We start from the raw sequence: 24,567 nt of genomic DNA, 5'->3' as shown, positions 1-24,567 counted from the left end.
GCTGCGCCATAGCCCAATGGCCAACTTCGGGTTTGTGCAGTAGGCTCGGTCCGAACTGAAGGAGCGACCAAGATGTATGCGAAACCCGATCCTTCGAAATTTCCTTTGCGTCTCGAGGGAGATTGCACAGGCCTGAAACTCTTGCCGATTTCCGCTTCAGTGTCGGAACGTATCAGCCACGTTTCCGAGCTGGAGGTGTATTTTTATTGTGAGAACGAGGATTTGCCGCTCGAAGACGTCGTGGGCAAAACCATGCACCTTCTTGCCGAAAGCGAGGACAAATCCAGCAAACGGTGGTTCCGCGGCACCTGCGTGTCGGCCGAATTCTTGGCGTTGGGAGATGTCGGTGGGCTGTTCAAGGCCGAGGTGCGGACATGGCTTTGGTTCCTGACCAGACGTACAGATGTGCGGATCTACCAAGGCATGACTGCCGTCCAGATCATTCAGTCGGTGCTTGAAGAATACGGCTTCTCAGGCCATCTCGAACTGAAACTGTCTCATACCTACGAGACACGTGAGTATTGCGTGCAATACCGCGAGACCGACCTCGATTTCATTGATCGTCTCATGCAGGAAGAAGGCATTTACTACTATTTCGATCACGAGCCATCGACCGAGGTCATGGTCCTGATCGACGATATGGGCCGGCACAGCAGCATTCCCGCACCGTCCGATCTGAAGTTCCGCGACTTCAGCATGCGATCCACGCACGAGACCGTTGATCCCTATGTGTTTGAATGGAGCGGTCGCCAGAAGGTGCGCAGCGCGAAGGTCGTTCTGAACGACTACAATTTCGCGACATCTACGGTCAGCCTGGGTTCCGAAAACAAGACCGCGCGCAAGAAACACTATCTCGACGACAAGAACGAACGCTACGATTATCCCGGCCATTTCCGGTCCGCTGGCTTGGGCGAGCATCGTGCGCGCGTGCGGATGGAGGCCGAGGCTGTGGCGCAGCACATCGTGACGGGCGTGTCAGATGCGGTCAACATGGCCGTCGGCCGCCTGTTCAAGATCTCGGATTTGCCGAGAACCCAAGGTGAACCGCAAGAGGTGCTGCTGCTCGACTGTGCGCATTCGTTCGTCCAAATCGAGGCGATGTATGATGAGGCTCTCAAATGGACCTCTGATCATTTGAAAAAGATGGGGCTGATCTCCGACTCGAAGGAACCGCATATGGTTCGGTTTTCGGTCATGGAAGTGTTGGGCTTGCAATTCCGGGCACCGTTCCTGACGCCGTGGCCCTCGGTCGGCGGAATTCACACAGCGACGGTCACAGGACCGGGTGGCGAGGAGATACACACAGACGAATACGGTCGCATCAAGGTACAGTTTCACTGGGACCGTGATGGTCAAAAAGACGAGAACACGACCTGTTGGGTGCGGACGATGATGCCGTGGACCGGCAAGAACTGGGGTGCCATCGCGATCCCGCGGATCGGGCAGGAAGTCGTGATCAGCTTTGAAGAAGGCGATCCCGACAGGCCGCTTTGCATCGGGATGCTCTATAACGACAAGACCATGCCACCTTACCCGCTCCCCGCCAACAAGACGCAATCGGGGGTCAAGACCAACAGCACCAAGGGCGGCGGAGGTTTTAACGAACTGATGTTCGAGGACAAGAAGGGCGAAGAGCTTGTCCGTTTCCAGTCCGAGAAGGATTACGAACAGATCGTCAAGAACGATGCGACGATTACTGTCGGTCTTGAAAAGAAGCAGCCTGGCAGCCTGAGCACGACTGTCCACAAGGACCTTTCGGAAACTGTGAACACGGGCGATCACAGCACCTTGGTCAAACAGGGCGATCTGAGCATTGACGTGAAGCTGGGAAAAATCACGATTACAGCGATGCAATCCATCGAGCTCAAATGCGGCGGATCGACGATCAAGATGGATCCGCAGTCGATCAAGATAAAGAGCCCGATGATCACCGTTCAGGCAGACATGAAAGCCGATGTGAAAAGCCCGATGACCACGGTCGAAGGCAATGCGATGCTGACGCTCAAGGGCGGCGTCGTGATGATCAACTAAGGGGCAAATCATGTCAGGCCGTTTCAGCAAATTGACGAAGATACCCACCGATCCGGCGGCAAAACTGCTGGCACAGACCAATGTGAAGCTCGAAACGCCTCTGGATGCGCCAGCAAGCGCGTCCGTCGAGGAGGTGCTGACTGAACTGGATGGCAAAGGCGCGAATGTCGATCTGTTGCGCCTTCTGTCTATCGCCCTACCGCCTCGCGAGAGGGTCTGGTGGGCCTGTCTGGCCGCCCGTGATATCGTGGGGCCGGGCGTCGAAAACGAAACTGCGTCGTTGCAGGCGGCCGAAGCTTGGGTGTTCCGACCGGGAGATGACACGCGCGGTGTGGCGATTGACAGCATGGAGCACGCAGATAAGGACGATGTGACGGTTCATTGCGCGATGTCGGTCATGTACAGCGATGGTACACTTGGTACGGGCGATATGGCGCAGGTACCGGCGCCGCCGGGCGGGTCTTCCATTGCGGCATTTGCCATGAATATCGAAGCAATTGCGACGCGAACCGATGATTTCGACGCGTATATTCAAGAGCTTATTGACCGTGCCGTTGATATCGGGCGAGGTGGAAACGGAAAACGCAAGGAAAAGGGAGAGGGCGTCTAGATGCCGGGACCGCCGCAGGCCAGAATATTTGATTTCCATGCGTGCTTTACGCCTGGCCCGCCTCCGGCTCCGCCTGTGCCGATTCCGGTTCCGGGCATCCCGATCTTTACGCCATGCTGCCCCACCGTCCTGGTCGGCGGGCTTCCAGCGGCGCGGATAACCGACATGACCAACCCGGCCTTTCCGCACCCGATCTTAAAAGGTTCCGCGACCGTGCTTATCGGGAAATTGCCTTCGGCACGAATTGGCGACAACGTCCTATGTGGCGGCGTGATTGTGAAGGGTGAATTTACTGTGCTTGTAGGAGGCTGACCGCCAGTGATGACGGTAACTCTGAAATTTCAATCCTCCGGCATGGTGCCGGGTGATGGACGTCCGGTCCAGATGAGGGGCGGCAGCCTGACGGTCGGTCGCGGGCCGGGCAATGATCTTGTCTTGCCGGATCCCGACCGCATGCTGTCGAAAAGCCATTTCGTGATCGAAGATCACAACGGCAAGATCGTGATTGTTGATTTCTCGACCAATGGCACGTTTCTCAATTACTCCAAAGCCCCTCTGGGACGCACACCGACCACGCTGAACAACGGGGATGTCCTGTCTGCTGGTGGCTATGAACTGGTGGTCGAGATCGGTCAGGACCTTCCGGATCTGGACGATCTCATTCCACGAAAGCCCGAACAAACCGGCCTGTCCTACGGCAACGCAGCCAATGCGCCCGATCCTCTTGCGATGCTGGATGATCCCGGACCCGGTGGTGATTTTCTGGATGATCTTCTGGGATCCGAAGGGGGGCCGACGGGACCAAAAGGCATCAGCGCAACCGATCCTATCGACGAACTCCTGCCGCCGCTGGGCGAAGAGGAAGATCCGTTCTTCCAGAAACCCAAAGATGGCCGCGAGGGCGAAGGCGCGTCGTTCCCGATGCACAACCCATCGGTCACGGACAGTTTCTCTCCGGCAGGGAAAAGCAGCCCCGGCCTGATCCCGGATGACTGGGACGATTTCCTTGGCCCCGCGGATGATGAGATCCCCGCCAAGCCTGAAACGCCAGCACCTCCTCCGCCAATTCCGGAGCCGGAAACCATTGTGCCAGAGCGCATGCCCGAGCCGGAGCCGCCTGCGCCCGAACCGGTTGCTGCGGAACACGCGCCACCGCCCGTCAGCGTGCCGACAACGCCTGCACCTGCACCCGTCGGAACTGGCGATCAATCCGCGGCACGTGCCTTTATCACGGCCTTGGATGTGGAAGACCTTGTGATCGATGATGCCGATCTCGAACGCACTATGACCCGAATGGGGCGCGTCATGCGCACCATGATCGTCGGGCTGCGCGAGATCCTGATGACCCGCACGTCGATCAAATCAGAGTTCCGTATCGATCAGACCATGATCGCGTCGGGCGGAAACAACCCGCTCAAATTCTCGCTCAGCGAAGACGACGCGGTGACGGCCTTGGTCAAACCAAAGGCCAAAGGGTATCTGAGCTCGGAAACCGCGACCGAACAGGCGCTTGATGACATCAAGGCGCACGAGATCGCGATGGTCACCGGGATGGAGGCCGCGATCAAGGGTGTGCTTGCCAAGCTTGATCCGGACGTGCTTGCAGGTCAGATTGAGACATCAACTGCAATCGGAAGTATGTTTAAAGGTAAGAAGGCCAGGTACTGGGAAGTATACGAAAAGATGTACGCCCAGATTTCCGACCAAGCCGAAAATGATTTTCATGAGTTGTTCAGCCGCGAATTTGCGCGGGCCTACAAGGAACAGCTCGAAAAGTTAAAATAAGCGCGAAGATGCGCGACGATGACGGGGGATTTTGAACGTGTCCTGGGACAACAAGGTGCTGTGGACGGAGGGGCTGTTTCTGCAGCCTCACCACTTCCAGCAAGCTGATCGTTACACTGAAGCGCTGGTTGCAGGGCTGGCGCGCCGTGTGACGCCCTATGCCTGGGGGTTCAGTGAACTCGAAATCGACGACGAGGCGCTCAAGATCGGGAAGTTTGCGGTCAAGTCCTGTGCCGGGCTTACGCAGGATGGCACGATCTTTCGCGTGCCGCAGGCGGAAGACCATCCGCCCTCGCTTGAAGTGCCGGAGAACATCAAGGATTGCGTTGTCGTTCTGACGATCCCGCAGCGGCGGCAGGGCGCAACCGAGGTGGACCTGACCGACAGCGGCAATTCGGCCAGTCGCCTGAAGCCCGCCGAGATCGAGATCACCGATGTGATGGGCGCGGTCAAGAAAGGCGTCACCATCGGGGTTGGCAAGCTGCGCCTGCAATTCGCGCTCGAGGTGGATGATCTGGCCGACATGCTGGTGATCCCGATTGCCCGTATCATCGAAGTGCGCCCTGACAAGGAAATCCTGCTCGATCGGTCCTTCATTCCCAGTTGCGTGGATATTCGCGCGGCACCCACATTGGCCGGGTTCGTGAGCGAACTTGAAGGGCTGCTGTCACACCGCATGACCGCTCTGGCAGGACGACTGTCCGAAAGTGGCCCCGCACGGGGGACTGCGGAAATCTCGGACTTTCTGTTGCTGATGACGGTCAACAAGGCGTTGCCGCTGTTCCGCCATTTCACCAATATCGAAAACGTTCACCCCGAAAACGTTTACCGCGCCTGCGTCGTGTTAGCCGGAGAGCTTGCGTCCTTCATGGCCGAAAACAAGGAAGCGCCCAAGCTGCCGCCCTACAAACACGACAACCAGCCGGCCACTTTCATGCCGGTGTTCCGCATCCTGCGGCAATATCTCAGCGCCGTGCTTGAACAATCGGCGGTGCTCATCGCTCTGGAAGAGCGGAAATACGGCATCAGCGTCGGCCTTATTGCCGACCGCAAGCTGCTGTCGACGGCAGGGTTCGTGCTTGCCGTCAAAGCCGAGGTCCCGGCCGAGGACATTCGGCGCCATTTCGCAGGCCAGTCCAAGATCGGGCCTGTCGAAGAAATCCGGCAATTGGTCAATTCTGCCTTGCCGGGCATCACATTGAGACCGCTGCCGGTGGCACCAAGACAGGTGCCCTATCAGGCAGGAAAAGTGTATTTTGAACTCGACGCCGACAGTCCGTACTGGGGCAAGATGACCACATCGGGCGGCATCGCCGTGCATGTGTCAGGCCAGTACCCGGGACTTGATATGGAGCTGTGGGCGATCAGAAATAGTTAAGAAGAGGCTGCTGCGATGTCTGACGAAGACCCGTTTGCCGAACCGGATGACACCGATAGAACGGTCATCAAGCCCAATCCGGGAGGTCGCCGCTCGGTCACCCCTCAAGCGCCGGCTCAGCCGACCTATGGACAGCCGGTGCCGCAGTATCAGCCAGCACCGCAAGCGCCGCCTGACCCTCAGGCCGCTCCGGTAGACACGTTCGGCATTCCAGCCGCAGCGGGGGCACAGGGGGCCAGCGCGCCGCGTCCCCAGCAGCAGGAGGTCGAACAGGTTCTTACTGGCATGAACCGGCTCAACGCCTGTGCTGCGCCTCTGTTTTCGCTGATCAGCCGTATTCGCAACCGCGCCCAGCATATGGATGCCGACAAGTTGCGCCAATCCGTTGTGTCCGAGGTGCGCGCCTTCGAGAACCGTGCCCTTCAGGCAGGCATTGAGGCGCAGACCGTGAAGGCCGCGCGCTACGCCTTGTGCGCCACGCTTGACGATGTCGTGCTGAACACCCCATGGGGCGGGCAATCCAGCTGGGGTCTGCAATCCATGGTTGGCACATTCCACCGCGAAACGGTGGGCGGCGACCGCTTTTATGATCTTCTGGCGCGGCTGGAAAAAGAACCTGCCAACAATATCGACCTGCTCGAATTCATCTACATGTGCCTCTCGCTTGGGTTCGAGGGGCGTTTGCGGGTCGAACAGGGCGGACCGGACAAACACATGCGCATCCGCGCCGGTCTGGCGAATGTCATCCGTGCGCAGCGTGGCGCTATGGAGCGGGATCTGTCGCCGAACTGGAAAGGCGTGGAGAAACCGTACCGCGCCTTGTCAGCGTGGAAACCGGTCTGGATCGCATTGGGCGTAACCGGACTTTTGCTGATCACTGAATTCGCCAGCCTCAGTTATGTGCTGTCCAACCGGACCGAGAACCTGATCGGTCAGTTGTCGATCATCGAAGCGGGCCCAGTGGCCGAGTTGGAGCGTCGCGCCCCGCCGCCACCCCCGCCACCGCCGGTCGACACGCAGGCGGTACAGCTTGAAAAGTTCGTCACCTTCCTGAAGCCGGAAATCGACGAAGGCTTGGTCAAGGTCTTTGGCCAAGGCAACACGCTGGTGATCCGGATCGCCGGATCGGGCATGTTCGGATCGGGGTCTGATGTTCTCGTGGACAAATTCAACGGCATCATCGACCGGATTGCGACCGCTCTCAACGACGAACCCGGTAAGGTGATCGTGGTTGGTCATTCCGACAACGTGCCCATCCGATCATCCCGGTTCCCGTCGAACATGCACCTGTCGCTGGCCCGTGCAAAATCGGTGATGACGAAGATGTCCGACAAGATCGACGACGATTCACGTCTGAGTGCAGAGGGACGGGCCGACTCCGAACCGATTGCGGATAACGGGACACGCGAAGGTCGGGCCACCAACCGTCGGATCGAAGTGGTTCTGGTGCGGGAGAACGAGGCATGAAGGTGTTGAGGTTCTTTACATCCATTTATTTTGGTCTGTTTTTCGCGGCTTTCGTGCTGTCCTTGCTGGTCTGGTATCTCGGGCCGCTGATCGGTACCGATCAGTCGCGTCCTTTTGAATCCCTGATGGTCCGACTTCTGGTGGTCGGGCTGTTTACGCTGATCTTCGGCGGCATCGGGCTTGGGATATTCCTGTCGCGGCGCAAGCGCGAAACGCAGATGACCGAAGAGATCGCCGCGACCGCTGACGCGGGTGACGATGCCGTCAGCGGAGAGATTTCAGAACTGCGGGACAAGCTCAAAACGGCGATGTCCGAACTGCGCAAGTCCAAGAATGGGCGCAAGCATCTGAACGAATTGCCGTGGTACATCATGATCGGTCCGCCGGGTGCGGGCAAAACCACGGCCATTGTGAACTCCGGGCTTCAGTTTCCACTGGCCGATGAGATGGGCAAAAAGGCCATCGGCGGCGTCGGCGGCACGCGCAACTGTGACTGGTGGTTCACCAACAATGCCGTTCTGATCGATACGGCGGGCCGCTACACCACGCAGGAAAGCGACGCGCAGGTCGACAATGCGGGCTGGCTTGGCTTTCTGAGCCTGCTCAAGAAGTTCCGCAAACGGCAACCGATCAACGGCGCGATCATTGCGATCAGCCTCAGCGATCTGGCCTTGCAGGACGAGATCACGCAGAAAGGCCATGCCGCTGCCGTACGCGCGCGCCTGACCGAACTGCGCGAAAAACTGGGCGTCCGCTTCCCGGTTTACGTGCTGTTCACCAAGGCTGATCTGATCGCCGGATTTACCGAATTCCACGACAATCTGGGCAAGGAAGACCGCGAACAGGTCTGGGGTTTCACCCTGCCGCTGGAGCAGGGCAAAGCCGAGGCGTCGCCTGTCGCTGCATTCGACGAACAATACGCGGCGCTTCTGGAACGGCTCAACATGCAGTCGCTGGAGCGCATGCAGGCGGAAAGCGATCCGCAGCGCCGGACACTTGTGGCGGGTTTCCCGGCGCAGGTGGCCTCCATGCGCAGCGTGGCCAAGGCCTTTCTGACCGAGGTGTTTCAGGAAAACCGCTACCAGCACCGCCAAATGCTGCGTGGCGTCTATTTCACCTCCGGTACACAGGAGGGCACGCCCATCGACCGGCTCATGCTCAGCATGGCGCGGACCTTTGGGATTGGCCGCCAGGCCATCGGTACGGGGCAGGGATCGGGTCGGTCCTACTTCCTCACACGCCTTTTCGAGGGCGTGATCTTTCGGGAGGCGGGGCTGGTCTCTGCCGATGACAAGGTGGAGCGGCGCTACAAGATCACCAAATGGGCCGCTATTATCGCGACCATCATGGTAGCGGCAGGCGCCGGGGCACTGTTGGTGCGGTCGTTCCAGGGAAACAGCGCATTGATCGCGCAGGCGAACACCTTCGTCGGTGAGTATTCGCAGTCAGCGTCCCTGCTGCCGGGCAGTCCGATTGGCGACACGGATCTGGTGCCGGTTGTCGAAGCGCTCAACGTATTGCGCGACATGCCGACCAATCCGACCATCTCTGATCCCGAACCGGATGGCAGCCTGACCTATGGTCTTTATCAGGGCGAGGTGATCGGGTCACAAGCCGCGCAAACCTATCGCAGGGCACTGAACCAGCGTTTGCTGCCCCGGTTGCTGCTTCGTCTGGAAGAACAGATCAGCGGCAACATGAACAACCCCGATCTGCTGTATGAGGCACTCAAGATCTATCTGATGTTGGGCCTTCAAGGGCCAATGAACCACGACCTTGTTGCGGAATGGATGCTTCTGGATTGGGAACTGTCCTATCCCGGCCCCGCCCGCGAGGAGTTCCGTCAGGATTTGGAAATCCACCTGACCGCCCTGTTGGATCAGCCGATGCAGCAGATCGAACTGAACGGTCCGCTGATCGAACAGGTACAAACGCTTCTGTCCGAAATGCCGCTGGCGCAACGGGTTTACAACGGCATCATCAACAGCCCTGCGGCGGTGTCGCTGCCGACATGGCGGATCACCGATGCCGGCGGACCTGCTGTCTCGCGGGTGTTGGTGCGCTCGTCGGGCAAACCGCTGACCGATGGTGTGGACGGTATCTTCACCTATGACGGGTTCAACACGGTCTTTCTTGGCGAAGCCCTGAGCGTGGCCGCACGGATCCAACGGGAAAGCTGGGTCCTCGGTCCACGTGGCGAAGCAGAGCAGACCGAACAGGCGCTTGCAGCACTCAGCCGGGATGTTCTCGATCTCTACTATAACGACTTCATTGCGCGGTATGATGCGATCCTCGGGGATATCGACATCATCCCGCTGGAATCGCTGAGCCATGCTGTCGAGGTGACCAACGTCCTTTCAGGGCCGACGTCGCCCATCGTCAACATTCTCGAAGCGATAGCGGATGAGACCAAGCTGACCGAGGATCGGGGCGGCAACGGTGCGGCCGGGCTTGCGGGTGACGTCGGCGCGATTGCGCAAGGCGACGTGGAACGAGCCACCAGCACCCGCACGCGCCTGTTGCTTGAAGCGTTGTCGAAATCTGCGGCGGCTTCGGGCGAGGCGGCGCCACAGCCGCCCGGCGCTTACGTTGTGGACCGGTTCATCTGGCTGCACCAACTCACCACGCCACCCGAACCGGGCTTGCCGTCACAGCTGGACGAGTTGATCGGTTTGCTGACCGAGCTCTATCAGGAACTCAACAAGATGAGTTTCTCCGGCTCGTCGACAAGCAGCGAAGGCGGTGCCGCGATCCAGCGGTTCCAGGAAGCTGCAGCGCGGGCGGACGGTCCGCTGGAACGTTGGGCCACACAGATCGCGTCAGGGTCATCCGGCATCACGTCCGACAACACCCGAACCGGGATCAATGCCCGCTGGCAATCGACCATCCTTCCGTTCTGTGAACAGGCCTTGACGGATCGGTACCCGTTCAACCGGCGGGCGCAAGCCGATGTCGCGGTTGCGGATTTCCAGAAACTTTTTGGGCCTTCTGGTCTGATCGACAGTTTCGTCAACGAGAACCTGATCCAGTATATCGACACGCGCACGCGCCCGTGGTCGTGGAAACAGGTGAACGATGTCGATCTCGGGATCAGCCCTGCGGTCTTGCAGCAATTGCAATACGCCGCCGAGATCCGAGAGGCCTTCTTTGCCGGCGGCGCACCGAACATCCAGTTCCAGTTGATGCCGCAGGCGCTTGATCCAAAGGCTGAATCCGTCCTTCTTGAAGCGCATGGCAGTCAGGTGCCCTTTGCCCATCGCGGCGGCGCACCAACTCCGGTGGCGCTGAACTGGCCGGGTGGCGTTGGTCTTGCCCGGATCACCTTCTCGCCGCCAACGCAGAATACCGAAAGTGTTCTGCAAAAGGACGGGCCTTGGGCGTGGTTCCGGTTGCTGGATGCTGCAGAAGTGCGGCGGACCAATGTGTCTGACCGCAAGCGTGTGATCTTCAATGTGGGTGGCCGAATCTCGATCTTCCAGCTGCAGGCCGGATCAGTCCTGAACCCGTTTGCATTGCCCGCGCTCGCGGAATTCAGCTGCCCGAAAACGTTCTGATGACGACTGCGACGTTCGGAGCCTTTGGAAAGATCCCGTCGGTTGGGGATTTCTTTCGGATCAACGCACCTTCGGGTTTCGCGTCGATCTGGGACGAATGGCTCCAGCGTTGTCTGGTTTCGGGGGCGCACGCCTATGGGTCACGTTGGGACGAACTTTACATGTCGGTCCCGATCTGGCGGTTTTCTCTGTCACCGGGTGTTGCCGGACCTGCCGCGATCATGGGAATTCTCATGCCCTCGGTCGACCGGGTGGGCCGCCGCTTTCCGCTCACGCTGATGGGAGCGCTTGCCGAAGGTTCTCCGGTCATCCAGGCCCATTTCGCAGATGACGTAACGTACGACATGCTGGAAACCATCGCGCTTTCGGTACTGGACGACGACATCAGCAAAGATGCGCTTGAGGACAAGCTGTCATCCGTTGCACGCGCCGGGCATGAACAAACCGCACTCTGTCGTGTGACCCACGGCGGTGCGGTTGTCTGCAAGAGCACGTTGCAGCAAGATTTGCTGCCCTCCGTGACCGCAGGGCTTCTGGCGCGGACGTTTCAGGCACCCACTGTCTGGAGTACCTTGATCGAGGGTGACAGCCGTCTGATGGTGTGTGACGGTTTACCGGACGGGTCGAACATGCAAGGTTTGTTCGATCTGGACGCTGATCTTTGGAGAGAAGGCATTTTATGAATGTTGTTACCCCACGGGTCCGTTTCAACGCGCGCAGCCATGTGGGGCTCAAGCGCAAAGTGAATGAAGACTCTGTACTGGCGCTGCCAGAGCAGAACATCTGGGTCGTGTCGGACGGCATGGGGGGGCACGAAGCCGGTGACTTTGCCAGCCGCCTGATCACCGATATGATCGCGACCATCGAACCCGGTTTGCCTGCAACCGAGCGGATGCACGCTCTGCGTCATGCCATCCAGAAAGCCCATAGCGTCATCCGCGCCGAGGCTGACGCGCGCGGTGTTGCGACCATTGGTGCAACTGTGGCAAGCCTGATGCTGGCCAATGGGCATTTTGTCGGCATCTGGGCCGGGGACAGCCGGATCTACCGGTTGCACGGTGGAAACATCCAGATGCTGACCGTCGACCATTCGCTGGTGGCGACATTGGTCGAGTCCGGCCAGATGACATGGGACGAGGCGGAACATCATCCGCAATCCAACGCCATCACCCGTGCCGTGGGGGTGGGCGAAGAATTGGAGCTGGACAAGGTGCGCGGCACGGTCGATCCGGGTGATCGGTTTCTGCTCTGTTCTGACGGGCTGACCAAATACGCCACGTTCAAGATGATCGAGGATGTCATGCGTGCGGAACCACTTGAAACGGTGGTCGACCGCCTGATCCAGATCGCACTGGATGGTGGTGGGGGCGACAACATCAGCGTGATCGTCGTCGATGTGACCTGACTGCCAAAGCGATGCCTTCAGCGCGGCAGGGTCTCAAGAATCCGGCTGTCGAGCGAGAAGATCCGCGCTGCCATGTTCCGATCATCCCCCAGCAAAGCCTCTGAATAGCTTGTGGCAAATTCACTGGTCGGACGCATTTCGTTGAACAGCGGCGCACTGGAATGGATCACAAGGATTTTGCTCTTGCCCAGCGTTGAATCGTCCACCCGGAAGGCAAGCCCGCCATTCTGCTGCGATTCCTGGATGGAATACGCCACGCGGATCGACACCGGACCGGTTTGACCCTCGCGCAGCGCTTCGACGGAATTGTCCGGGCGATTGATGTTCGGCAACAAGTGGAACACGTTGCCCGACACATCCAGCACCGACACGGTCAAAAAGCCGTCCGTCACATCGGCAGGGATTTCGACATCAATCACCGGGTTTTCGCCGACGAGGAATTCGCCTGTCGGGTTCGGGTTGTTGTCCTGATCGCCTTGGTAAAACGCCACATCATTGGGGCTGGACGGGGCTTTGGGCAAAACGCTTTCGATCAGGCAAAGAGTCGAATTGAGGATATCGACATCGATGTCGAGCGGTCGAGATCCGATGATGGCAGACAGCGCATTCGCCAGCGCCGAGCGACTTTCCTCGCTCGACATGACACCCCCGACGATCACCGGACTTTCCGGGCCGTATCCCGCAATCGGGCGATTGACGAGCGTCAGCGGACCGCAATCCGCAAAGGTGTTGAGGATCGGATCAAGCTTTTCCGGGGCGAGGATGATTGCTTCCAGCGTCAGATCGGGCTCACCGCTCAACGCACCCATGGCACCTGCATCAAAGGCCGCCATGACCGCGTCAAAGACAGGCCGACTTGTCGTCGAACCTTCGATTTCGGCGACATTGCCCGACAGGGATACGCGCCATGCGTCCATTTCGTCGATGGCATCGACCACCGTCAGCATGTCCTGCCCCCAACTTTCCGCAATCGCGCCACTGGCAAGGGTCAGGTCGAAGGTGCCGTTCTGTTGCTGCATCTGTTCGCGCAGGGCAGATGCCACCTCTTCGCCGGGTACAAATCCGACGGCGCGCGGCGGTGCGTCTTTCGCTTTGGCAATCGACAAACGATAGGGATCGGCGACCGGCAGGCTGGGTGCGGACGAAAAGAGTCCCATGGCAAAGGCGCCCGCGATCCCGGCAACCACCACGACACCACCGATGGCAGCAGGCAGAGCCATGCCGCTTTTCTTGGTGTCCTGCTTGGCGGGTTTCGGTGGTGCTTTTTGTGCTGTGGTCTTCGGTGGCGCGGTGACAGGTTCAGCCTGAGCTGCGGCTTTGACGGCCGCGTTCAGGGGCGCGATGACTGTCGCATCCGACAGGGGTTCGTTCTCTGCTGTGTCGAAGGGATTGCCCGCCAGCGCATTCAGAACCGCAGCAGCGCTTTGAAATCTGTCGTCCGGATTGGGCTGGGTCATCTTGTCGAGGATCGACTTCAATGGCTCCGGGACACCCGTCGTATCAAGCGGCTCCGCCTTTTTCTGCACCACCTCCATCGGGTTGCGCCCGATATCCGGTGACTTGCCCCGGAAATTCGCCAGAAGCGACGCCCCGAGCGAATAAATATCCGTGCGCGCGTCGGTCTTCCCGGCGAGCTGTTCGGGCGCGGCATACGCATATTTTCCGGCAAATTCATTGCCGACGATTGTTTCGGCTCCGGGATTTGTGTCCTTCGCGATGCCGAAGTCGATGATGACGGCCTGTGCGGGATCATCATCCCGCAGAAGAATATTGTCCGGCGACAGATCGCGGTGAAAGATGTTGCGCTCATGCGCGGCCTGCAACCCCTCGCAGACCCGTTTGCAGATCACCAGAAGGTCATCCGCAGACATCGGGCCCTGCTTAAGCTTCTTGTCCATGCCGGGACCATCGATGTAGTCGATCAGCAAATAGACATGGCCATCCGCCGTGCGGTGGTTCTCGGAATATCGCACAATGGCGTCATGCCGGATATCGCGCATCGCTTCTTCGCGGGTCAGAAGCAGCAGATAGTCTTCATTGGTCGAGAATTCGGACTTCAGGACTTTCAGGGCAACAAGCCGCCCCGAGATTTCAGATCGCGCTCGGTAAACGTCGGATGTTCCGCCGCGTCCGAGAATGGCTTCGACGCGGTAGGTGTTATTCACCAGATCGCCAGGTTTGAACAGGTCTCCTGGACGGCTATCTGTCATAATGTCTCCGGTTTCAGAAGGTGACCGAAGTCATTAGCCAAGTGCTTGGAACTCGACACGCCGGTTTTCGTCGCTGCGCGGGTCCGCAGCGTTGAAGGGTGCGCTTTCCCCCATGCCGATGGCCTCCAACCGGTTTTCCGGAATGCCACATTCGGTCACGAGATGACGCTTCACCTCTTTCGCACGCAGAAGCGACAGGTTTTCGTTGTAGGACGCGGAGCCCGAGCTGTCGGTGTGGCCGACGATCTGGAACAACTGCACATCAACCGCCTTCATCACTTCGCACAGAGTTGCAAGCTGTGGCTTCTGATCGTCGCGGAGCGTGGCGCTGTCGAAGTCGAACTTGATCTTGATATTGACCTGATCGGCCTTGTCCACTTCCGTGTAGGTGGTCGCAGCGGTGGTGGTGACCGTCGTGGTCGGCTGGCTGGCAGCAGGTGCGGTTGACTCTGACGGGACAAGAACAAGGCCCCGTGTCTTTTGTTTTTCAAAGGCTTGCATGATCTGTTCGGCTGTCATTCCGCCATTGTCGGAGGATTGAGCCGCCGCGCGATCACCAACTCCTGCAGAGAGAAGGATCGCGAGTGACAGCGCGGATAGGGTTCTAATGGTCGACATAGCAATACATGTCCTCAAGTGAAAAAAGCTTGGCCTTGAAAGTTTAGCTTAGCTGTCCCCCCCCGGCAATGGGTTTGACAGCCCCGGGACCGCAAAGAAGACAGGCAGGTTTGGCGCCGGGCCAATGCGCGCGCGGCCGATTATCCTTGTCTGTTGCTAAGGAAGTGTTGCCGTCGTTGACCAAGGGTCAGGTTTGGCTTGGATTGACAGGGAGAATCCGATTTAAATGCCTAAAGCTTATTACATTCGGAATTTTCCTTCATGCGTCTGATCCCGGCGATTATCCTGAGCATCGCCATCATCCTTGCACCGATCATCTGGATTTTCGTGCCCCGGCTGATGTCCGGCGGCATGGAGGAAGGGTTCGCCGGAACAGCCATCGACTCTGGCGCACGGATCGAGATCGAGATGCTCAGCCAGCAGGTCGAGGATCTGCAAATCCGGCTGGACGACATGACACAGGAAATGGCCAAGTTGGCGGCCGCCGCGCGCGCTCCGATTGCCCCGATGCCCGGTCAGACGCTCGCACCAGCGCCCGGCGACAATGGCGCGACTGTGTTCCAGCAAAATGGCCAGAATGACATCATCGACGCCTATGCGCAGGTCGTTCTGATCGCGAACCGTCGCGATGTGAACGAAGGTCTGACCATCGCCGGACCGTCCTACCTGACCCGCGTCTTCGGACCGCCCCGCGAGGTCATGTCAGATGATTGCGAGGAAATGACCAACCCAAGACTGGCGGACAAGCTGGTTCTTGAGGACGTTGGTCCGATCCGGGTGCGCATGCTGAAACCTGCCGCGGATTCCCTGCGCCGCGTGTTCGAAGAGGTCCGCGTCACCGACCCCGATCTCTATGCGCGGATCAATACTGCAGGATCGCTGTGCGTGCGCCAGATCCGTGGCACGCGGGGCCGCGCCTCGACCCATGCGTTCGGCCTTGCCGTTGATCTGAACATCGACGGTGTTCTGGACACGCTTGGCGACGGCAAGACACAACTGGGTCTCACCATCCTTGCCGATTTCTTCAAGGATGAAGGCTGGGTCTGGGGGGCGTCGTGGGGCCGCGAAGACAGCATGCATTTCGAAGTCAGCCGCCAGAAACTGGACGAATGGATCAACGCCGGGGCGCTTTGACACGCGCCTCGGTGCGACCCGCGCCAAAGCATCTTTCAAGTGGCAAAGCACCCTCGGGCTGTGCAATCTGCGCGCAAGTTGGTCCATGGGAGGGGTCGGAATGAGTGACAAGAAAACCGCGCTGGTGATTTCCGCGCATGCCGCCGATTTCGTCTGGCGTTGCGGTGGGGCCATCGCGCTGCATCAGAAGCTGGGCTACGATGTGACGGTGGCCTGCCTGTCTTTCGGCGAACGGGGCGAAAGCGCGAAGCTCTGGAAAGAGGGCAAAACCCTGGACGAGGTGAAGTCCATTCGCCGCAAAGAGGCCGAGAACGCGGCCAAAGCCTTGAATGTCCACGATATCCAGTTCTTCGATCTGGGCGATTACCCGCTGGTCGTCGACCACGACAACAAGATGAAATTGGTGGATCTGGTCCGCGCTGTGCAGCCGAAATTCATGCTCAGCCATTCGAAATACGACCCCTACAACACCGACCATATGTACACGAGCAGCCTGTCTCTCGAGGTGCGGATGATCGCGCAGGCGTGGGGGCATAATCCGGGCGAAAAGGTCTTGGGCGCGCCGCAGCTTTACCTGTTCGAGCCGCACCAGACCGAACAGATGGGGTGGAAACCGGACGTGTTCCTCGACATCACCGAAGTCTGGGATCAAAAACGCGCCGCCATCGAATGTATGGAAGGCCAGCACCACCTTTGGGATTTCTACACCAATGTGGCCGAGAACCGGGGCAACCACTTCCGCCGCAACTCGGGTGGGCAGTCGGGCGGGCGTCCTGCGAAATACGCCGAAGGCTTCCAGTCCGTTTTCCCGCGCACGGTGGACGAACTGTGATGGGTATTGTTGTTCAGAACATCGACCGGGCCGATCCAGAGGTGATCGACGGTCTGGCCGCCTGTGGTGTTGCCACAGTCCACGAGGCGCAAGGCCGCATCGGCCTTTTGGCCTCCTACATGCGCCCGATCTATCGCGGTGCATCCATTGGCGGCTCGGCGGTGACGATCCTCGCTCCGCCCGCTGACAACTGGATGTTGCATGTCGCCATCGAACAGATCAAACCCGGTGACGTGCTGGTTCTGGCAACCACGTCTCCTTCCGATGCAGGGTATTTCGGGGATCTCCTCGCAACTTCGGCACAAGCGCGGGGGTGTCGCGGGTTGATCATCGACGCGGGCGTTCGCGATGTGGTCGACCTCGAAAAGATGGGCTTTCCTGTCTGGTCCAAGGCTATCTGCGCGCAAGGCACGATCAAGGAAACGCTGGGGTCCGTGAACATCCCGGTGGTGTGTGCGGGTGCGGCGGTTGAGGCAGGGGACGTGATTGTCGCAGACGATGACGGGGTCTGTGTTGTCAAACGGGCCGATGCCGCTGACGTGCTGGAAAAGGCGAAGGCACGCGTCGCCAATGAAGAGGCGAAACGCAAGCGGCTGGCCTCGGGCGAGTTGGGCCTCGACATGTACCAGATGCGCGAACGACTGGCCGAAAAGGGTCTGCGCTATGTCTGATGGCATCCGCTGCATGTGGATGCGCGGCGGCACGTCAAAAGGTGGCTACTTTCTGGCCGAAGACCTGCCCGCAGACCGCGACGCGTTTCTGATGCGGGTCATGGGCAGCCCTGATGCCCGTCAGATCGACGGGATGGGGGGCGCTGATCCTCTGACCTCAAAGGTTGCGGTGGTGAAACGGTCGGATCGTCCCGGCGTGGACGTGGATTACCTGTTCCTGCAAGTCGCCGTGGATCAGCCTCAGGTCTCTGACGGTCAGAATTGCGGCAACATCCTTGCCGGGGTCGCGCCCTTTGCCATCGAACGCGGGCTGGTGCCCGGACAAGACGGCCAGACCCGCGTGGCGATCTACATGGAGAACACCGGCCAGACTGCGATTGCAACGGTCCAAACCCCTGGTGGTGTTCCAACCTATGAAGGGGATGCTTCCATCGACGGTGTGCCGGGAACGGCTGCAGCCATCCCGCTTGAATTTGTCGGAACGGCGGGCTCCACCTGCGGTGCGCTTTTGCCCTCGGGCAACACACGCGACCAAGTCGAAGGCGTCGATGTGACCATGATCGACAACGGGATGCCGGTCGTCCTGTTGCGCGCGACGGATCTTGGGATCACCGGCACCGAAACCCGCGTCGAACTAGAGGCAAACGACAGCCTCAAGGCGCGGCTCGAGGCGATCCGTCTGGCCTGTGGGCCATTGATGAACCTAGGAGATGTGGCGCAGAAAACGGTGCCCAAGATGACACTGGTCAGCGCCCCGCAACAGGGCGGCGTGATTGCCACCCGCACCTTCATTCCCCATCGCTGTCATGCCTCTATCGGGGTTCTGGGCGCGGTAAGCGTCGCCACGGCCTGCCTGTTGCCGGAATCGGTGACCGAAGGTCTGGCGCAGGTGCCCGAGGGGTCTGAAAAGCGCATGCCCATCGAACACCCAAGCGGCGAAACGAGCATCATCGCGCAGGTCTCGGATGCAGGCGATGTGACATCTGCCGCTGTCCTGCGCACCGCACGCAAGCTGATGGATGGTGTGGTTTTCGGCTGACCCTAGCGTTCACCACGCCGGTAGGGCGCCATCAGCGCCTCCGGCACCTCGGCCCGGCGTGCGACAAGGATCAGCGCGACGATGGACAGCACATAGGGCGCCATCAGGAACAACTGGTAGGGCACCCCTTCGACCACCGTTTGAAGGCGCAACTGGTAGGCGTCGAAGAACGCGAATAGCAGCGCGCCTATCAATGCCTTGCCCGGACGCCATGACGCGAACACCACCAGCGCGATGCAAATCCAGCCGCGCCCCTGCACCATTTCGGGGAAGAAGGAATTGAACGCCGCCGTGGTCAAGAAGGCGCCCCCAAGTCCCATCAGCGCAGAACCCGCGACAATCGCCCCGATGCGCAGCGCGTTCGGGTTCAAGCCCTGCGCCTCGACTGCATGAGGGTTTTCTCCGGTCATGCGGATCGCCAAGCCCAAAGGTGTGCGCGTCAGAACATAGGCCAGCACCGCGACCGAGATCAGGGCAAGGTAGGTCGGTGCAGTTTGGGTGAACAGGATCGGGCCAAGAACAGGAATGTCTGACAGGACCGGAATATCCAAGGGCCTGAACGGTTCGATGGTGGGCGGTGTCTCTCCGACCTGAACGATCAGGCGATAGAGGTAATAGGCGAGTGCCGAAGCAAACAACGTGATGCCCAATCCGGACACGTGCTGCGACAGGCCCAAAGGCACCGTCAGCCCGGCATGCAAGAGCCCCATCAAGCCCCCGCTTGCCGCTGCGATCACCAACCCCATCCAGAGGTCGCCGCCCATATACACGGTCAGCCACCCGGCCATCGCGCCCATCGTCATGATCCCCTCGATCCCGAGGTTCAGCACACCCGCACGTTCACACAAGAGCGCGCCCAACACGCCAAAGATCAACGGAGTCGCGATCCGCAGGACGGCCGCCCAGAGGCTGGTATTGGTGAGGATCTCCAGTGCTTCGATCATGGGCGCAGCCTGTAGGTTGTGAACAATAGCGCGACCAACATGGTCAGCAGCGACAAGGCGACGATCACGTCCGCGATAAAGCTGGGAACGCCTGTCGCACGGCTCATGGCATCGGCACCGACAAACACGGTCGCCACAAAGATCGCCGCCGCCACCACGCCCGCAGGATGAAGTGCCGCCAGCATGGCAACCACGATCCCGGCGTATCCAAAGCCGGGTGACATGGTGGTGGTCACGCCGCCCGTAACACCCATCACCTCGACCGCCCCTGCAAGCCCGGCCAGTGCGCCCGACACAAGTGCAACGCCCATGATCGTGCGGGGAAGGGAGATACCGGCAAACGCTGCTGCCCGGGCATTCAGACCTGCCGCACGGGTTTCAACCCCGAACACGGTGCGGGTCAGGACCAGCCAGATCACCCCGGCGGCGGCGATCGCGATCAGCAGGCCGATATGCAACCGCGTGCGGGGGACCAGATCGGGCAAACGGTAGTCGCCATCCACAGGCACCGATTGCGGCCAGCCAAAGGCTAGCGGGTCGCGCAGTGGGCCTTCGATCATCAGCCCGACAAACAGGATCACGATGAAGTTGAGCAACAGCGTCGTGACCACCTCATCGACCCCGAACCGCAATCGCAGGAAGGCTGGTCCGGCGAGCAAGAGTGCTCCGGCAGCCATGCCGCAGACCATCAACACGGCAATCCCAATCGGGCCGGGCAAGCCAAGCGAATGGCCAATCCACGCGGTGGTCAGTGCCCCGACATAGAACTGCCCCTCACCGCCAATGTTCCAAAGTCGTGCGCGAAACGCGACCGCAGCGGCAAGCCCGGTCAGGATCAAGGGTGTGGCACGGGTCAGCATCTCGGTGATCGACAGGCGCGATCCCAAGGCACCGCGCAGCATCTCGGCATAGGCGGTCAGCGGGTTGACGCCCGCCGCACCGATCAGGCCCGCCGCCAGCACCAGCGCCGCAAAAATCGCGACCAAAGGCGCAGTGGCGACCAGCGCCAAGGGCACGCTTTCACGTCGCTCAATCCGCATTGCTGTCCTCCCAAACCCCGGCCATCATTAGGCCCAGCTTCTGGGACTCCACGTCAGCTGCCATGACAGGTTGGGACAACCGCCCTTTGACAATGGCCTGAATGCGGTCAGAGAGTTGCACCGCCTCTTCCAATTCTTCCGAGATCAGCAGGATCGCCGCCCCTTCGGCCCGTGCCGCCAGCAATTCCGCATGCACGGCGGCAATGGCACCTTCGTCCAATCCGCGTGTCGGTTGATTGGCCAGCAGGAATTTCGGCCCGATGGCAAGGCAGCGTCCAAGGATCAGCTTTTGCATGTTCCCGCCTGACAGCAGTCGGATGCGCGTGTCCGGGCGCGCCCCTCGCACGTCGAACCGCTTGATCAGGTCGGCAGCGTGCGCGCGCGCGGCGGATTGGCGAACAAAACCGGATTTGGAGAATTCCGGAGCGCGCAACCGCTCCAACACCGCGTTTTCCCAAACCGTCATTTCACCGACCGCGCCCTCGGCATGGCGATCCTCTGGCACCCGTGCCGCGCCGGCCTCGATAAGTCCGCGCGGACCAAGATGTCCGGCATCGACACCGTTCAGGGTCAGACTGCCCTGGCTCGGATGCATCAAACCGGACAGCAGCGACCCCAGTGCGCCTTGCCCGTTGCCCGACACGCCAACGATGCCAAGAATCTCGCCCGCATGTACGGTGAAGGACACGTCGTCCAGCTTGGTCTCATCGTCGTCGGTCACGGTGATCCGATCGGCGACCAGCACAGGCGCACCGATCTTCTGATCCTCTCGAACCGGGCGTTCGACTTTGCGGCCCACCATGAGTTCCGCCAGTTCAGCCGGCGACGTTTCAGCCGTTTTGCGTTCTGCGACCATCTTGCCGCCACGCAACACCGCCACGCGATCCGATGCGGCCATCACCTCGTGCAGTTTGTGGCTGATGAAGATCAGCGACAGCCCGTCCTTTGTCATGCCGCGCAAGGTCTCGAACAACCGTTCCGCCTCGGGCCGCGCCAGAACGGCGGTGGGTTCATCGAGGATCAGGATACGCGCATCGCGGTAGAGTGCCTTGAGGATCTCGATCCGCTGCCGTTCGCCAACCGACAGGCGCGACACCTTGCTGTCAGGATCGACAGGCAGGCCGAACCGCTCTGAAATCGCCATGAGTTTCCTGCGTGCGGACGCCCGGTCAGACCGCAGACGACCCAACGGTTCCGACCCAAGCATCACGTTTTCCAGAACGGTCAGGTTGCCTGCCAAGGTGAAGTGCTGGTGCACCATCCCGACGCCCGCGGCAATCGCCGCGCGCGGTTTGCCGGGGGGCAGGGTTTCACCGAAGACCCGCACTTCGCCCTCGTCGGCGTTGTAATGCCCGAAAAGGATATTCATCAGCGTCGTCTTGCCCGCACCGTTCTCGCCCAGAAGGGCCAGGATTTCTCCTTGGGCCAGTGACAGCGATACGTTCTCATTCGCCGTCAACGCGCCAAACCGCTTGGTGATGTTCGAAAGTTCAAGAACGGCTGTCATTTCGGTAGTCCGGCGATGGGGTGCGGGAAGGGAATGTCGATTATGTGCGCCAAAGGCTGCGCGAATTCCAAAAGGGCGGTGTCGCTGTTGGGGCGTCCGATAAGCTGCGCGCCAACGGGCAGACCGTTCTCAAACCCGGCAGGAAAGGCCAGCGCGGGCAGGCCAGCAACATTGGCCCAAGCCGCATTGGGCGCCATCGCCTCCATCTTCAGAAAATGCGCATCTAGATCAGCATGATCCATTGGAAACGCCCCCAGCTTGGGCGGGGGGCCGGACAAGACAGGCATCAGGATCGCGTCGGCGTCATCGAAAAATTCGAGAATGATGTCGCTCATCTGCATGATGTCCCGCGAAGCGGCGAACAGATCGGTCCCTGTCAAAGCGGCGCCCTCGGCGCGTGCGGCACGCAACAGCGGTGGGAGTTCTTCGTCTGGCACACCCGTGGCGGTCAAGCCTTCGTGCAAGGCAGCGGCCAGGATCATACGGATCAGCGACATGGGCCGGGACAGGTATTTGTCAGACGACGATGGTGGACCATCTTGAATAATGTAACCCGCTGCCTCCAACACCTTAGCCGCTGCTAGAGTCGCGTTGATCTGCGTCTCGTCGCACGTGTCCGGAAGGACCACGGCAAAAAGTGGTGTCATGCGCCCATGGGTCGTGGCGACGCGATTCAATGCGGTTTTCACATCCCGCAGCGACCGCGCCAGTACCAGTTCTGACGCGATGCCCATCAGCCAGTTGTTGTAGTCTGGCCCCATGGGCGAAACGCCGCGCGATGGCTTCAGCCCCCACAACCCGCAACAGGCGGCAGGCACGCGGATCGACCCCGCCGCATCGGTTGCATGCGCGATGGCGACGATCCCGCTGGCAACGGCAGCCGCCGCGCCGCCGGAGGATCCCCCCGGCGTTCGGGTTGCGTCGAACGGATTTGTCGCGGGTGGACGTCCCTCGGGTTCGGTGGACAAGGCCAGCCCGACCTCGGGCACGGCCGTCAGGCCAAACGGCACCAAGCCTGCCTCGCGGAACAGGGCGAACAAGGCGCTGTCTCGCAAGGGCGCTTCGACGCGGCTGGCAATGGCGGCGCTGCCCGCGCTTTGCTTCAAACCGCGCACAACAGCGCCCAAATCCTTGCCAAGGAACGGCACACCGCAAAAGGGGCCTGGCGCGGCAGAGTCGGCCAATGCCAGAGCCTCGTCATCCGAAAGCATGAGAGAAATCGCGCCCGGGACGTCCCGGGCGCGGGCGAGGCTCGCCGCCATCGCGTCACGGGCGGTGATCCGCCCGGCTGCAATGGCGGCGGCGAGGGCCGTCGCGTCCGTCACGGACGATCAGGCAGGCTCGTTCGCGTCGATTGGCACCTCGAACTCGCCCGCCTGGATGGCAGCGCGTTTCGCTTCCATCGCGGGGATCGCATCGGCGGGCACCATGCTGTCCACATAGATCAACTCGTTGCCGCCATAGGACATGAACGAGTATTCGGTGTAGTCGCGACCCACCGGGCTGCCCGCTGTGATGTCGGCCACAATCGCCTCAATCGTCGGGCCATAGTTCCAGATCGCGTTGGCGAACACGGTTTCCGGGTAGCGCGGGGTGTAGTCGATAAGAGATCCGATCGCCTTGACGCCTTTGGCCTGTGCCGCATCCGCAGTGCCGATGCGTTCACCAAAGAGAATGTCGGCCCCGGAGTCGATCTGCGCAATCGCCGCTTCCTGAGCGCGCGCGGGATCAAACCATGCGCCGATGAACCCGTTGAGGAAGGTGGCGTCGGCGTTGACCTCTTTCACGCCCATCCGGAACGCATTGATCAGCAGGTTGACCTCGGGGATCGGGTAGCCGCCGACGGAACCGAAGACATTGCTTTCCGACATCTTGCCCGCAAGCATCCCGGCCAGATACGCCGCTTCGTGGTTGCGTGTCCCGAAGACGCCAAAGTTGTCGCCCTCGGGTCCACCGGATGACCCCATCAGGAACGCCGTGTCGGCATAGTCTGCTGCCACCTCACGCGCTTCCCGTTCCACGGCATAGGATTCACCCCAGACCAGTTGCACACCGCTTTCCGCGTATTCCCGCATCGCGCGGGGATAGTCTGTGGCTGCAACGCCTTCAGAAAATTCGTACTCGATCAGCCCGGCTTCGGCAGCCTGCTGCATCGCTAGGTGTATGCGGCTGTTCCACGCGTTCTCAACCGGCGAGGCATGGACGCCCGCCACCTTGATGACCGTTTGCGCATTCACGCGACGGATGTAGGCGGGCAGGGCCAATGTGGCGGCAGCGCCGACAAGCAGGCTTCGACGGGTCGTGTTCAGGGTCATGGCAGCATCCTCTGTGTTGGGTTTGGT

General features: G+C 60.3%; 20 protein-coding genes. 13 read left to right on the top strand and 7 right to left on the bottom strand.

Annotation, left to right across the window (positions count from 1 at the left end):
• Positions 1-72 precede the first annotated feature (72 nt).
• The 9 genes from ACMVPR_RS11355 to ACMVPR_RS11315 are packed head-to-tail and all read left to right on the top strand — an operon-like array spanning position 73 to position 12,230.
• Entirely contained in the window at positions 73-2,031 is a 1,959-nt protein-coding gene (locus ACMVPR_RS11355; protein WP_416882970.1) for a type VI secretion system Vgr family protein, read from the top strand.
• A gap of 10 nt (positions 2,032-2,041) precedes the next feature.
• Positions 2,042-2,641, top strand: a complete 600-nt coding sequence (locus ACMVPR_RS11350) for a DUF6931 family protein (RefSeq protein ID WP_416882969.1) — start codon at positions 2,042-2,044, stop codon at positions 2,639-2,641.
• Positions 2,642-2,953: a PAAR domain-containing protein gene (locus ACMVPR_RS11345; RefSeq protein WP_416882968.1), complete on the top strand. Its 312-nt coding sequence runs from the start codon at positions 2,642-2,644 to the stop codon at positions 2,951-2,953.
• A 9-nt stretch (positions 2,954-2,962) separates the two neighbouring features.
• Positions 2,963-4,426, top strand: a complete 1,464-nt coding sequence (gene tagH, locus ACMVPR_RS11340) for a type VI secretion system-associated FHA domain protein TagH (protein ID WP_416882967.1) — start codon at positions 2,963-2,965, stop codon at positions 4,424-4,426.
• Between the two features lie 37 nt (positions 4,427-4,463).
• A complete protein-coding gene (tssK, locus tag ACMVPR_RS11335; RefSeq protein WP_416882966.1) occupies positions 4,464-5,804 on the top strand; it encodes a type VI secretion system baseplate subunit TssK in 1,341 nt (446 codons plus the stop codon).
• Between the two features lie 15 nt (positions 5,805-5,819).
• Positions 5,820-7,271 (top strand): type VI secretion system protein TssL, long form, encoded by a 1,452-nt coding sequence (gene tssL, locus ACMVPR_RS11330; protein ID WP_416882965.1) that lies wholly within the window; start codon positions 5,820-5,822, stop codon positions 7,269-7,271.
• Positions 7,268-10,825: a type VI secretion system membrane subunit TssM gene (gene tssM / locus ACMVPR_RS11325; protein ID WP_416882964.1), complete on the top strand. Its 3,558-nt coding sequence runs from the start codon at positions 7,268-7,270 to the stop codon at positions 10,823-10,825. Before tssL ends, tssM begins: the two co-directional genes overlap by 4 nt.
• Positions 10,825-11,508 (top strand): type VI secretion system-associated protein TagF, encoded by a 684-nt coding sequence (tagF, locus tag ACMVPR_RS11320; RefSeq protein WP_416882963.1) that lies wholly within the window; start codon positions 10,825-10,827, stop codon positions 11,506-11,508. The genes tssM and tagF overlap by 1 nt, the downstream gene beginning before the upstream one ends.
• Complete coding sequence (locus ACMVPR_RS11315; protein ID WP_416882962.1) at positions 11,505-12,230, top strand: PP2C family protein-serine/threonine phosphatase; 726 nt, start codon at positions 11,505-11,507, stop codon at positions 12,228-12,230. The genes tagF and ACMVPR_RS11315 overlap by 4 nt, the downstream gene beginning before the upstream one ends.
• A gap of 17 nt (positions 12,231-12,247) precedes the next feature.
• Here the strand turns inward: ACMVPR_RS11315 and ACMVPR_RS11310 are convergent, their stop codons facing one another.
• The gene (locus tag ACMVPR_RS11310) at positions 12,248-14,440 is read right to left on the bottom strand and encodes a protein kinase domain-containing protein (protein WP_416882961.1); all 2,193 of its coding nucleotides are present in this window, start codon (positions 14,438-14,440) and stop codon (positions 12,248-12,250) included.
• Between the two features lie 33 nt (positions 14,441-14,473).
• A complete protein-coding gene (locus tag ACMVPR_RS11305) occupies positions 14,474-15,058 on the bottom strand; it encodes an OmpA family protein (protein WP_300587174.1) in 585 nt (194 codons plus the stop codon).
• A 261-nt stretch (positions 15,059-15,319) separates the two neighbouring features.
• On the opposite strand from ACMVPR_RS11305, the gene ACMVPR_RS11300 reads away from it, so the two are divergent.
• From ACMVPR_RS11300 to ACMVPR_RS11285, 4 genes are all read left to right on the top strand, one after another.
• On the top strand, positions 15,320-16,192 hold the full coding sequence (locus tag ACMVPR_RS11300; RefSeq protein WP_416882960.1) for a M15 family metallopeptidase: 873 nt from the start codon (positions 15,320-15,322) through the stop codon (positions 16,190-16,192).
• Positions 16,193-16,292: 100 nt separating this feature from the next.
• Positions 16,293-17,024 (top strand): PIG-L deacetylase family protein, encoded by a 732-nt coding sequence (locus tag ACMVPR_RS11295; RefSeq protein WP_300587204.1) that lies wholly within the window; start codon positions 16,293-16,295, stop codon positions 17,022-17,024.
• A complete protein-coding gene (locus ACMVPR_RS11290) occupies positions 17,024-17,695 on the top strand; it encodes a 4-carboxy-4-hydroxy-2-oxoadipate aldolase/oxaloacetate decarboxylase (protein ID WP_416882959.1) in 672 nt (223 codons plus the stop codon). Before ACMVPR_RS11295 ends, ACMVPR_RS11290 begins: the two co-directional genes overlap by 1 nt.
• Positions 17,688-18,734, top strand: coding sequence for a 4-oxalomesaconate tautomerase (locus ACMVPR_RS11285; RefSeq protein ID WP_416882958.1), 1,047 nt, complete (start codon positions 17,688-17,690; stop codon positions 18,732-18,734). The genes ACMVPR_RS11290 and ACMVPR_RS11285 overlap by 8 nt, the downstream gene beginning before the upstream one ends.
• Before the next feature lie 2 nt (positions 18,735-18,736).
• Here ACMVPR_RS11285 and ACMVPR_RS11280 read toward each other — a convergent pair whose 3' ends face one another.
• Genes ACMVPR_RS11280 through ACMVPR_RS11260 form a run of 5 tightly spaced genes read right to left on the bottom strand, consistent with a single transcriptional unit; the run spans position 18,737 to position 24,540 of the window.
• A complete protein-coding gene (locus tag ACMVPR_RS11280; protein ID WP_292266194.1) occupies positions 18,737-19,678 on the bottom strand; it encodes an ABC transporter permease in 942 nt (313 codons plus the stop codon).
• Entirely contained in the window at positions 19,675-20,718 is a 1,044-nt protein-coding gene (locus tag ACMVPR_RS11275; RefSeq protein WP_416882957.1) for an ABC transporter permease, read from the bottom strand. Before ACMVPR_RS11275 ends, ACMVPR_RS11280 begins: the two co-directional genes overlap by 4 nt.
• Positions 20,708-22,225 carry an ABC transporter ATP-binding protein gene (locus ACMVPR_RS11270; RefSeq protein WP_416882956.1) on the bottom strand — a complete coding sequence of 506 codons (1,518 nt, stop codon included), beginning with the start codon at positions 22,223-22,225 and terminating at the stop codon, positions 20,708-20,710. The genes ACMVPR_RS11275 and ACMVPR_RS11270 overlap by 11 nt, the downstream gene beginning before the upstream one ends.
• On the bottom strand, positions 22,222-23,550 hold the full coding sequence (locus ACMVPR_RS11265; RefSeq protein WP_416882955.1) for an amidase: 1,329 nt from the start codon (positions 23,548-23,550) through the stop codon (positions 22,222-22,224). The genes ACMVPR_RS11270 and ACMVPR_RS11265 overlap by 4 nt, the downstream gene beginning before the upstream one ends.
• A 6-nt stretch (positions 23,551-23,556) precedes the next feature.
• Positions 23,557-24,540 (bottom strand): BMP family protein, encoded by a 984-nt coding sequence (locus ACMVPR_RS11260; RefSeq protein ID WP_416882954.1) that lies wholly within the window; start codon positions 24,538-24,540, stop codon positions 23,557-23,559.
• Positions 24,541-24,567 lie beyond the last annotated feature (27 nt).

Source organism: Marivita sp., from assembly GCF_048006345.1.
Taxonomy (GTDB): Bacteria; Pseudomonadota; Alphaproteobacteria; order Rhodobacterales; family Rhodobacteraceae; genus Marivita.
This window is presented reverse-complemented; position numbering and strand designations above follow the sequence as displayed.